General features: G+C 36.8%; 6 protein-coding genes. All 6 read right to left on the bottom strand.

Going from position 1 to position 13,136, the window contains the following annotated elements; genetic code table 11:
* A partial coding sequence (locus AC13EX_RS17060) for a right-handed parallel beta-helix repeat-containing protein (protein WP_482893635.1) occupies positions 1 to 2,181 on the bottom strand: 2,181 nt, incomplete at its 3' end.
* Between the two features lie 689 nt (positions 2,182 to 2,870).
* Entirely contained in the window at positions 2,871 to 4,811 is a 1,941-nt protein-coding gene (locus AC13EX_RS17055; protein WP_482893634.1) for a T9SS type A sorting domain-containing protein, read from the bottom strand.
* A gap of 705 nt (positions 4,812 to 5,516) precedes the next feature.
* Entirely contained in the window at positions 5,517 to 9,968 is a 4,452-nt protein-coding gene (locus AC13EX_RS17050) for a T9SS type A sorting domain-containing protein (protein ID WP_482893633.1), read from the bottom strand.
* 84 nt (positions 9,969 to 10,052) lie between these two features.
* Positions 10,053 to 11,417 (bottom strand): GntT/GntP/DsdX family permease, encoded by a 1,365-nt coding sequence (locus AC13EX_RS17045; RefSeq protein ID WP_482893632.1) that lies wholly within the window; start codon positions 11,415 to 11,417, stop codon positions 10,053 to 10,055.
* Between the two features lie 72 nt (positions 11,418 to 11,489).
* The gene (locus AC13EX_RS17040) at positions 11,490 to 12,131 is read right to left on the bottom strand and encodes a bifunctional 4-hydroxy-2-oxoglutarate aldolase/2-dehydro-3-deoxy-phosphogluconate aldolase (RefSeq protein WP_482893631.1); all 642 of its coding nucleotides are present in this window, start codon (positions 12,129 to 12,131) and stop codon (positions 11,490 to 11,492) included.
* Positions 12,100 to 13,095 carry a 2-dehydro-3-deoxygalactonokinase gene (locus AC13EX_RS17035; protein ID WP_482893630.1) on the bottom strand — a complete coding sequence of 332 codons (996 nt, stop codon included), beginning with the start codon at positions 13,093 to 13,095 and terminating at the stop codon, positions 12,100 to 12,102. The genes AC13EX_RS17040 and AC13EX_RS17035 overlap by 32 nt, the downstream gene beginning before the upstream one ends.
* Positions 13,096 to 13,136 lie beyond the last annotated feature (41 nt).

The following is a 13,136-nucleotide window of genomic DNA, read 5'->3' as shown; positions in this document are numbered from 1 at the left end:
ACCATCAAGGCTGGTATTTACTTCCAACGTGGTCATGGCAGATAATTTTTCCCAAGGGCTACCGGTGTACCTTAAGTAAGTCGAAATGTTTCCCACTTTATTAGCCAAGGCATTGAATTTTAATAAGTAAGTTTTGTCCTTCTTCAATCCTCCCAAGACTATTTTAACTGCACTGGATCCAGAACCGCTAACTTTAAGTGCTCCACCATTTGTCTTACTATTTGACTCCCACTGTTGTTTGCAATTACTACAGTAAACCCCACTCACATTTTGATCGAAAGAAGAATTGGCATAAAGACTAGAGCCAATTTTCTTTGTGATGGTATAAGTGGAAATTTCTACAGTATTACTTACAGAGTTTTTGTCTTTACCGAACTTGGCAGTCCATTGTTCCAGGTTGTCTATGGCTGCTTCTCTTTTTCCATTTCTTGTGTATTGATTTTCGATACTGAACTCATCACCAAGAGGTCTAAAAAAGTAGTTTTTATCAAAGCTACCAAGAGATTGCATGTCGTCTTTGTAAGTTTTGATGGAATAAGAATTTTGATCTGGGGTTTTTGAAAAGAACTGATTATTAACAACGTTAATGTCCCTTGTGTCTTCTCCGATAGCACTGTTTCCTAATGTTAACGAAGAATGAGAGTTGAAAAAAGTATTGCCTGAAACAAGGATATTGTTAGCATTGGACATTTTTAATCCAGAGTTTTCAGTGTTGCCAATGGTGTTGCCAATGATCTCAATGTTGTTGGAGTTATCATCAAGAAAGATGCCTTCAGCCAAAGGCTTGTAGTTAACCCCTTTGTCAGGAATACCACCTTTGCTTCCAATACTATTAACTACGATATTTCCTTCGATTTTACGGCCTTTATACCCTTGATATTGTACCCCGCCAAAGGTGTAAATTCCTCCTCCATCACCTTTGATCTGGCAAAAAGTATCTACTAAGTTATTTTTAACAACTGAATAGTTGCCATTGAACTGTATACCGTTGAATCCTGAATTGATAATGGCATTGTTTTGAACCAATACATTTTCTCCATAGGCAAATATACCTATGCCAGCGGCATCTTCATTTTGTGTTCTACCGGCGACCAACGCCGTCTTAGTTATTTCATTATCTCTAATTATAGCATTGTCATTGCCATATCTTAGGTACATTGCATTGTTATAAGTACTGCTGATTTTGTTTCTTTCTACCAACAAGTCCAATACTTCTAATGCAAGAATACCATTCTCTCCAGAAAAATTGATTTCAGCATCACTTATTTTGATGTTGTTTCCGCCTTCTAATTTGATGGCGTCTTTATTGGCTCCTTTAAAGTTGATGTTTTCAATAGAGATATTGACATCTCTGTAGTCCTTTATTAATAGGTTGTCTAAAGTACTTACTTCTACTTTCATAGAAGTAGGATTGCTGTTACCGAAGTAAACGTTTATTTTTTTAGTAGAAGGATTGAAATACCATTCTCCAAAGGTATCGAGGGTCTTGATGTGGTTCTGAATAAAAAAACCGTAATCTCTTTGAGCTGGATAAGCACTGATGTTTCCATTGTAACGAATCTGACTTCCGCTGTGGGAAGAGATTTGGTGAGTGTCAATTATCCATTGGTTTTTTTTGATGACTACCTCTCCACCATTCCAGTCAGGTGATCCACCTAGCTCACTACTTGAAAGAAGGTAGTTGCCACTTACATCTTCAATATTCAAATAACCTTCATTGGCAACATCACTATTGGGATACCTTCCCAACTCATGCGCCTCGCCGTTGATCAAAAGCACTTGAACGGTACTGGTACTGATGGATGAAGTACTTTCATAAATTCCGTTTCCTATAGACTTCCAACCACTCACGGTTTTCAAAGAAGTGATTACAGGCTTGGCTCCGGAACCGTAAGCCCCTACTTTGATAGGAGAGCTAGCAAAACCTGATGCACTGATATGTAGTGTGCCATAAAAAGTTTCACCTCTATTGAACAGGATGGCATCTCCTGGCTTTAGGTAATTGAAAAGTGAATTGACCTTGTCAATAGATTTCCAAGGAGTAGCAGGGTTTTGAGCTTCAGCTAAAGACCGGTTGTCATTTCCTTTTTCATGGGAAACATAATAGTTAGCAGCAAAAACATTGGTAAGTGAGGCTGCCAAAACAATCAGAAAGGAAATGGAGAAAAGTAACGCTTTCATGGTGTTGTATTTTAAAGTTTATAATCTTATCGTTTTAGACATTCACCTCGGTATTTGAGGTGTTTGTTAATTTTGTCCTACTATTTTTGATTTATGAAGTCTGAAAACGGTATTTCAATTAAAAGAATCTTGTTTTTTGATTTTCATATATATCAAAATGAAATTCTAAATATGAATCTCATTTCAATAATAAACGGTATAAAATTCTTAAATACAAACTTTTCATTCCCAGAGAAAGCTGCGGAGAATGAGGCAGGAACTGAGTAATTTCAGTAGGTGAATTGATTATTGCTTTTGGAATTCTGAATTTTGTCGCTGATCTAAAAAAAAGGGGCAAAAAGTTTTTCAAAAAAAAAATAACTTTTTTAAATATTTTCAATAAATGGCTGGACTTGGATGATTTTACTGAGTCATTTGATTGCAGACTTGCAGAAATCCAAGCGATAAAAGATTGATAAACAGGATTCGAAAGAAGAATAAAGCCGGAAAAGTAGCTGTAAAAAGGAAAGATTAACTTTATACAGGTGGTAAAAAGTTGAAAAAAAACCGATTTCTACTCTTTTCCAGGGGAGGTATTAGGCAAGTAGGTTGTTATGAACCCTACTGAGTAGTTCAAATTGAACACTGTCATAAAAATAGCTCCGAACAATTGTCCGGAGCCTATGTAATTACTATTTGATTTATATATCTTAATAGATAAAAACCTTCTTTGAAATTAAATTATCTCCATTGTTTACATGAATGAGATACAATCCAGAACCATAACTTTCAAAATTAAAATTTGAGGTATTACCCATCTGTCCACCGTGAATCAATTGGCCATTGCCTTTATATATCATTACCATTGCATTTTCATTAAGAGAGGATGGATAACTTATGTTCACTACATTTTGAGAGGGTTGTGGATATACGATAAGGTCTTCTTCTTGTAAAGGATCAACAGCACCAACTTCAGCTTCCTTGGCCTCGAGCTGATTTATGAACTCATTACCGATCCTTAAGCTTTTATTAGCATCATAGCCAGCACTAAAGTTAACAGTTAGCCCTTCTCCTATCCTATTATCACTATTGTATGGCCTAACCGTTAGTTTATAGTTTCCTGCTTGGAAATATTTACCATTGTAATCATTCCCTGGTGAATCACCAAAAATCGCAAAAGGGGCCTTTCTTTCTGTCCAATTGTAATTTTTTGTACCTGAAAGCATAAATGTCATTGCCGCTATATTATCCCCCTTACCTTCGGCTCTAATATTAAGTTTGACATCTTTGTATAATTTTAGGTCTATGTAGCTACCTTCCACAATTGTCATAATATCTAGGTCAGTATCCGCATTTATCAAAGTAAATTTATCAATTTTACTATTTTGAACCACTTCAAAATCTATTGTTAAAGTTTCACCACCTATCCCCCTATTGATGCTTGAACTGAAGGGGTAAGCAGTTGCAGACAAGGTGTATTTTCCCTCAGGAAGTCCTCTTCCAGTATAATCCCCTCCAACATCTGTAAAAAGTGCTATAGGTTCCACTTTTTCAAACTGGGAGAAATTGATAGGACCACTAAGCTCCATCCCAACTCCACCTTGTGTTTGACTAAAGGGTACATTGGCTCTGATATTGAACTTCCCATTTTTAAACGATGATAAATCAATGACATCTCCATCCATTATTACTTGAATATCTTTGTCATCACTGGCATTGACCAATGTGAAACCATCAATAAACTTGTCAAAAACTACTTCAAAATTTATTGTGGACAAAGCTCCCTGATTTCCTGTGCGATACTTTGCCTCATAAGGAGTAGCTGTTAATGAATAAGAACCAGGCAAAAATTCCTTGCCTACATAGTTTCCTTTGGCATCACCAAATAAAGAATACGGTACAAGGTTTTCAGTTATGCTATGACTATCAACCTCACAAATAGCACATTGAGTCAAGAATTCCATATCCATTTTCACAGATCCCACAATTTCCGGATCCGAGATTACTACCAAGGAAAGTTTTTTATCTTGAATGGTTGAATAAGGGATTTTGTCTCCATCTTTTATTTCCATCATAAGGACATTGGATTTAGCATCTACTAACCAAAAGCTATCAATCTTCAAATCCTCTGAGACCATACCTGCCACGATGGTTGCTTCCTTTGGCTCACCGCCTTCAAAATAAACAGCCACTTCCAAATCACCCGTATCAACTGGCGTTTGACAGATTATAACTCTTCCATTTTCATCAGAGATGGCCGAACCTTCGAACACACCATTGACTTCATAGAACAATTCTATACCAACTAATGGCACTCTAAACTCATCATAAATTGTGGCTGTCAAACAAGTCTCTTCACCAACAAGCCCATTAACTACATATTCTAAAAAAGTAATGGAAGTTGGCACTCCAGTACGTTTTACACTAAAACTAAAGTTACTAACATTTAAAAGCATTTTCTTAGAACTAGCTGCTTCATCTGTGGTAAAATTTAGGTCTGGTTTTATATCTAGTTGGTCATTGTCTTGGTCAGACTTAGGTCCAAACTTATGCCCCTTAATGTCTAGCACCTCATTATGGGCGTATATTAGGCAAGTAGGAAGTATTACCAGCAAAAAAATAAAGTTCACAATTAAGTAGAGTTGTTTCATAAAACACAATTTTTCGAATATTTAATACACAAATTAACATGTATAAATTAAAAATTACAATAAAATAAGCTGTTAGCTTGGTTTATTATTAAATAAAAATATCCTATTCAGTTTATAAGCCTATTTATATTCCAAAGGTAGAATCGCTTACCAAATCATTAAAATCCAATAAATATTCTATTTTAGAATGGAACTCACTCATTATCAGTCACTCAATTATTCATTTTAAATTAACCATACCTTAAACTATGCTTCAAACACCAAATGAACTGGTATTCTTGGGATTTCATCCCTTACTTATAGTTAGCTAGGTAACTTTACTTGGAAATGTGCTTGAGGCTGAAGTGATGAGACTTCAAACCATATAAAAAAATCAAAAATTTCTAATGTGATTAGTGTAAGGTTTAATGGTGTTAAAATTTAAAAAAATTGCAACCATTTTTAAGGTTCTATAATCCCGGATTATGTAATAGGATTCGTTATGAGTGTTGCAATCGCAAGAAAATCAGACTGTTTGGAGATTTTAGCATAGCACCGCTATGGTGAAATTGAAAACAGCAACGAAGTGGCTGATTTTAAAGCGATTTCAGCACTTAATAGAATGTTTATCGCATATTTCGGGATAATTATAAATAGGCACTATTTATAAAAAAAGCTCCGAACAATTGCCCGGAGCTTTTAAAAGACACTATTTGATTTATTCTTTTAATAAATAAACACCTTTTTAGATATAACCTTATTACCATTAGTTACATGTATCAGATACAGTCCAGAACCATAACTTCCAAAATTGAAGTCCGAGGTATTGGCCATCTGACCACCGTGGATCAATTGACCGTTTCCTTTATAAATCATCACCATCGCATCCTCACTTAGAGAAGATGGGTAGCGAATGTTGACTAGATTCTGAGAAGGTTGTGGATAGACAATGAGGTCTTCTTCCTGTCTACCTTCCGTGGCACCACCTTCAGCGGTATTGGTCTCAAGCTGATTAAGGAACTCATTGCTAATCCTTGCATTAATATCAGGATTATAACCAGCAATAAAGTTAACTGTCAGTGCTCCGCCCATTGTGTTGTCGCTATTGTATGGTGTAACCATCAATTTATATTTACCCTCCTTAAGGTACTTTCCTACATAATCATTGGCAGGTAAATCACCGAAGATAGCATATGGTGCTTTTCTCTCTGTCCAATTGTAATCTTTAGCACCAGATAATTGGAAAGTCATAGCAGCTATATTATCACCTTTGCCATCAGCCCTGATATTTAATTTGACATCTTTGTACTGATTAAGGTCGATGTAGCTTCCTTCCATAAGTTCCATGATGTCCTCGTCAGTATCCGCATTTACTAAAGTGAATTTATCCACTTTACTATTGTGAATCACTTCAAAGTTAACTGTAACAGTTGCTCCACCAATACCTCTATTCACAGTAGACTTGAATGGAAAAGCGGTTGCAGACATGGTATAGTTTCCTTCAGGAATGTCTCTTCCAGCGTAGTCACCTCCATTGTCACCAAAGAGCGCAAATGGCATCACTTTCTCGAACATAGAGGAATTAACTGGACCCTCAATCATCATATCAATTCCACCTTGTTGGTTTTCAGGAACATTCGACCTGATATTAAACTTTTTACCTTTGAATGCTGATAAATCTATCACATCACCATCCATGATTTCTCTAATATCTGTGTCATCTGTAGCATTGACTAAAGTGAAACTATCAATGGTTCCTTCAAACATTACCTCAAAGCCCACCATAGATTTCACCCCCTGATTACCAGAAAGATGTTTCATTTCAAATGGTGTGGCGGCAAATTTATACACTCCAGGCAAAATGTTTTTACCTGTATAATCTCCATTGATATCACCAAATATTGCGTACGGCACCACATTTTCTGTTGTACTTCGCATGTCAGGAGAACAGGTTGGACATAAGGTTAATGATTCCAATTCTAATTTCACACTACCCACTTTTTCAGGATCAGTGATTACCATCATATTGACCATTTTATCTTTGACTTCAGAATAAGGTATTATGTCACCATCCATTATTTCTCTGATAATGGTATTGGTTCCAGCATCCACTAACCAGAAGCTTTCGATTTCTAAGTCATCCGATTCTGTTACTACCATAATGGTCGCTTCGGCTGGTTCTCCTCCTTCATATGAAGCAGTCACCATCAAATCTCCCATCTCATCCGGGGTCTCACAGAACTCTACCCTACCATTTTCATCGGTAATGGCTTTGCCATAAAACACACCATTTACATCAAAGGATACTTCTACGCCAACCAATGGAATTCCAAATTGATCCAATATGGTGGCTGCCAAACAAATCTTCTCACCTACAACTACTTCAACTTCGTTGTCTACAAAAGTGATAATCGTAGGGATTGGAGTATTGTCCGTAACGGTTATTGTTGAGCTTACAGAATTCTCGGCGGTATAATAGAAGCCATACTCAAATTCCCCTTCCATATCGGGAGTGAAGCAGTAATTCAACATGCCATCCTCATTGGTCATCATCGATCCTGCTGGGTCACCATTTTTGGTAATAAATACTTCAATGGCACCAAATGGATTATCAAACTGATCTAAGACCTCAACTTCCAGGCAAGTTTCCTCTCCTAGACTTACTTCATCTTCAGATGGATTTACTGAAATGGTTGTGGCTATTATTTCTACCTGAAAAACTTTAACTGAACCTTTCACAGGAATACCGCCAGAATAACTAACGGAGAACTCAAGATCACCTAAGGTTTGCGTAGCCAGGCAATAGGCCACTATTCCATCCTCATTGGTAGTAAGGGTTGCAACAACCTCATCACCAACTTTGATTTCAACCTCTGTATTTGGTAATGGATCTCCATTTTGGTCCAGTACAAGTGACTCAAAACAGGCTTCTTCTCCCAGTTGTACTTCAACAGGCAATCCGGAAATAGATATTGAGCTGGCAACGAGGTCTCCTCCTCCGCCATTTCCACCACCTCCAGAATTGAGGACTTTTATACTCGTAGAGGCAGGTGTTCCTCCTCCTAGGTAATTAACAATAAACACAATCTGCTCTCCATCTTCCTCTTCTGCGGTTTTGCAAAATTCAGCAATACCATTTTCATCCGTCATTTCTGAACCAGCCGATTCTCCATTGATTTCTAATTGGACTTCTACACCTTCCATTACTTTGCCAAACTGATCCTTAACAGTAGCAGTCACACTTACCTGCTGGCCTAAATTGACTTCATTAGAGCCGGCATTTAAGTCTATAGATGTTGGCACTGAAGCAGGTACATTCACCATTACTGTTGTTTCGGTTTTATCGCCACCTTCATAATAGCTGGTAAATAAAAGATCTCCTCCTTCTTCTGGAGTAAAACAATACTCAATTTTTCCGTTTTCATCAGAATCTCCACTATATATAACATTGCCCATGTACTCAATGAACAACTCTTCACCTTCCATTGGATTATCGAATTGATCCAACACTAAGCTTGTTAAACATATTACCTCTCCTAAGTTCACTGATTCAGGCAAAGAAGAAAGTAGCACCTGGTCAGGCCTAGGAATTGTAGTAGTAACAGTTGCTTCTGCACTTGTACTTCCTACTGTAGCTATTATTTTATCTGTTCCTTCGTTCACTGCATCAAAGCAAAAATTGGCAATGCCTTGCTCATCAGTTACTGCGAAACCTATTTTATCATTGACTCCTTCAACTTCAAAATCTACCCTTACCCCAAAAATAGGTGCTCCTTCATCGTCTGTTACAGTAGAATTGAAACAATAAGTTGTTCCTTGCTGAATTTCTTGCTCCAAATCCAGGTTTATATTGCGAACCTGTTCAACACTGGCAAGGGCCTGCCCACCGGGATATCCATAGGAATCATAACTACCAAAGCCATACATAAAAGCACCAAAGGCAAGGTTTCCTGACATATTATGTGTGCCTTGGGCAACTTCTACCTGGGCACCTGCATAGGTAGAGCCAGGTATATCTGTGAAAATAGAAGGGTCTAATAAACTACCATCTAGATCAATCTTGTCTTTTTGAGATATAGGGACAGCTAAATTAATAAAATGCTTATTAAAGCCGACAGATGGTGTACTTACTGTATACTGATTTTGAAACTGCTCAAATGGAGGTATGAGCATCATAAAGGGATCAGAAATCACACCATCTGATGTTTGACCTTTTGAATACTGGGCAACCAAAATTGCCTGATTGGATTCAATATTTGCATAAACATTGCTGGGAATGCTTAATTCTTTAAACTCCCCCTTGGCTAGCACAAAATCCTGAGTAAATCCCTGAGTACCAACTACTGATACATTTGTCCCATCTTTGGTGGCTAAAATTCTAAAAATATCACCAGACCTTCTTGTTGACAAAGGAGTAGTAACAAAACTTTGGCCTAAAGAAGAGACTGGAGGAATTTGCTCAATTAAGTGGTCGCAATAAGTTGTACCTAAAGGTACATTACTACAAGTGTGTCCACTAAAAACCGAAATTGGTGCATCAGAACTAATGATAGTACCCGTGAGGTCTCTTCCACTTATTGCAGCTGCCAGCTGATAAGTTTGGCCTTTCTGCAAGGTAATTTCATAAGGTACTCCTTCAGCTCTTAACCTAGTACCATTGGCAGGAATTATTGTCACCTTAGTATTGTCCTCGGTTGCTACTACTCCAAATACAGAAGCTAATGTAACTGTTGAACTCCAAGAAGTATAGGACATAATAATATATTCATTGCCCAAAATATCAACAGGTAGTCCCAAAAAGGCATCCGTAGAAGCAGACCTTTGGTTTAGACCATATACAGTAATTTCATTTTCGGCTAAAACATGCACCCCTTTGTCACTAATCTCATCGTCTAGATTAGCCAATAAACTTGTTGGTAAATCAACCTTGGTAATTTCTCCAGGCGTGACTGAAAAATCAATTACAACATTATTGGGTAAATTGACCTTTCCAGTAGTTGGTACATCACCTGAAATAAATAGGTCTAAATTAACTCCTGAATTATCATTATTCCGGTTAAACATTAACCAAAATTCCTTTCCCTTATTATCGGGAATCCCATTCTGAGAATACACCGTGGCCATAGGAAGTATAATCAGCAGAAAAATTAAGCTTAAAACACTGTAGGATTGTTTCATAACATACATATTTATGGGTTATATATACATAAATATATATGTTAAATTCAAAATAACAAATTCAAGTATCTAGTTTTTAAATATTTATAGAAAAATAACAGAAATACCTAATACAATAAGAAATCCTGTAATAGATATAATTGTCTCCAAAGTAGTCCAGGTTTGTAGAGTTTCTTTTTCACTTATATCCAAATATTTCTTAACCAACCAAAATCCGGAATCATTGACATGAGACAATATACAGGCTCCTGCAGCTATAGCTATACCTATTAAAGCTTTGTGCGGATCTGACATATTCATATCTATAATTATAGGAGAAATCATACCTGCCGCTGTTACCATGGCTACAGTAGCCGATCCCTGAATAATACGAATGATTACAGCAATAAGATAAGCCATCACTATAGGAGCCACATTATAAGCAATGAATACTTCTGCAAGTGCTTCCCCAGCACCACTTTGAACCAAAATCTCCTTAAACATACCTCCTGCACCTGTAATGACAATAATTAATCCTGCAGGTGCCAAAGCCTTATCAGAAAATTCAAGCAATTGTTTGGCTTTAAACCCCTTTCTATAGCCTAAGAAATATAGGGCTACTAGAGTAGCTATAGTCAATGCTATAAATGGATGTCCTAAAAACTGCGCCAATTCCAACAAATAATTGTCCCCATTTAGATAACCTGTCTCAACCAATAGATTGGAAGTAGTGGCAATCAAAATCAATAACAATGGTAGAATGATAATAAAAGCAATTAAATAAAAGTCATTTCGCGAAGCACTGCTTGTGGCCTCATCTTTAAATTCAATATGGGCAGGAACTGGTACAAATATTTTCTTTGAAATATACCCTCCAAATACTGGCCCTGCTAAAATAGCACAAGGCAAGCCTACTATCACTCCAAAGATAATCATCCAGCCCAGAGGCGCATTAAGAATTTCTGCTACTGCTACTGGCCCAGGAGTTGGAGGAATAAACGCATGTGTAACGGCCATACCTGCTAAGAGAGGCACAGCATAATGTAAAAGTGAATTTCCAGATTTATTTGCCAAGGCATAAACCAAAGGAATTAAGATAATAAAGCCTACATCCAAAAACACTGGAATAGATACAATAAAACCAGTCAGCATCAATGCCCAAGAAGTCCTTTTCTCCCCAAAGCCCTTAATTAGAAAATGCGCCATTGTTTGCGCACCTCCAGAAACCTCAAGTAATTTTCCTAAAATAGCCCCAAGGCCTACCACTATGGTAATAAAACCCAATATATCACCCATACCTTTTTGAAGGCTCCCTATAAGTTCCATAAAGGGCATACCAGAAGCCAGGCCTACAAAACAACTGGCTAATAATAAAGAAATAAATGCATGCACTTTTAACTTCATTACTAATACCAGCAAAAGCAATATAGACAAAGAGGTAATTATAAAAAGATATAGTGTTTGATCCATGGGTTTATTAAATAAATAAGAAATGAAGATTTAAGGTAAAGTAAAGACAATATAAAGCCTTAACTGGACTTCCTATATAGCATCTTGATAGGCCTTTAAAAATAGTTTTAAATGTGAGGTCAGTCCTTTCCAGTCCTTATTCTGTAAATAAGATTTTGGTACTACAGCGCTACCTACACCAACAGCGCTTGCCCCAGCTTTAAAATAATCAGCAAGGTTTTCCTGACTTACCCCTCCTGTAGGCATCAATTTAATACTATCTAGAGGGGCCAATACATCTTTTATGTACCCTGGCCCTAAAGCTCCTGAAGGAAATACTTTGACCATACTGGCACCCAGCTTCCAAGCAGTGTATATTTCTGTGGCAGTAAAAGCCCCTGGGAAAATTGGAATGTTTTCTTTGACACAATATTGAATGACGTTCTTATCCAATATTGGTGTAACGATAAACTGAGCACCAGCATTCAGTGCCAAATGCAGGTCTTCCATGCTACAAACAGTTCCTGCACCAATATTAAGTACAGAACCATATTCTTTAACCAAGCGCTCAATATCATCGGTAGCATTTTTTGAGTTAAGGGTAATCTCCATGGTGGAAAGTCCTGACTCCTGAAAACATTGTGCTACATTTAATAAATCATCACTATTTAAATTTCTAAAAATTGAAACGATGGGTGCTTTATTAAAAGCTTCCCAAGAAAATGTTTTTGTCATTGTTTATATGTTGATTTAAAACCTGAATTTGACCTTGTATTACTGCTTGTTTTACCCATTGCATAGGCAATACTTTAGGATTAATCCCCAAAATCTCCATACCTATAACATAGTTTGGGTGCAACTTACCTTCTGAACAGAGGTAAATTTCTGTATTCTTTTCTTCCACCAAATTAGTCAGTTCATTCCCAATCAACAAACCGCTTAAATAATGAAAGTTTTCTTCTTTGGAATACCGATCAAACAAATCATTTGTTCTCGTTTTAAAAAGCACTGATAATAGCGCATTATTAGCTCCCTCTTTTATCCCTTCGGCAAAAACTTCTTTGTACTTTACATTATCTGCAGAATCATACATTACGCTTTTTGATAAAATACTTTTATTGGCCATTAAGTGAAAAACCTCTCCGGTCATATAAGTTTTGAATCCGGTTATTTGATTGTCATTCACCCATATATGCTTGGAATGGGTGCCCGGTAAAATAAAAATTCCCTTTCCAGAAAAATCTTTCAATTGCCTTACGACTCCGATCAACTGGGTCTCCTCCCCTCTCATTACATTGTCAGCACTTTGGACACCTGACAATAAAAGCAATGAGTGATTGAATTCCTTAGATATTGGGAAATACTCTAAACCCATAGAAGTACCCATAACATCCATAGGCAAACCAGCATAGGGCAATTCCTTAATCCCAATACTGGATGAAGCCATTCCGGAGCAAACAATCAACATTTCTTCCAAATTGACCTGCAAGGAATCAGCCATTTTTTTGATTTCATTACTTAGAAAATCAAAATAAAAATGAACCCTATTTACATTTCCATCACTTTCAAGGTAGGAATTGTAGACGGATTGTATTCCTGAGTCATTGACATATTCATTTTCAATAGTAGCATCTTCCAAATTTACTATCCTTAGCCTAAAGGAGCTTGTTCCCCAATCACAACTTAAAAATCTCATCATTTTCTATCTGGTAATAAGTCTAATCCAAAATATTTAGCTAA

Source organism: Cyclobacterium sp. L-R, from assembly GCF_056859355.1.
This window is presented reverse-complemented; position numbering and strand designations above follow the sequence as displayed.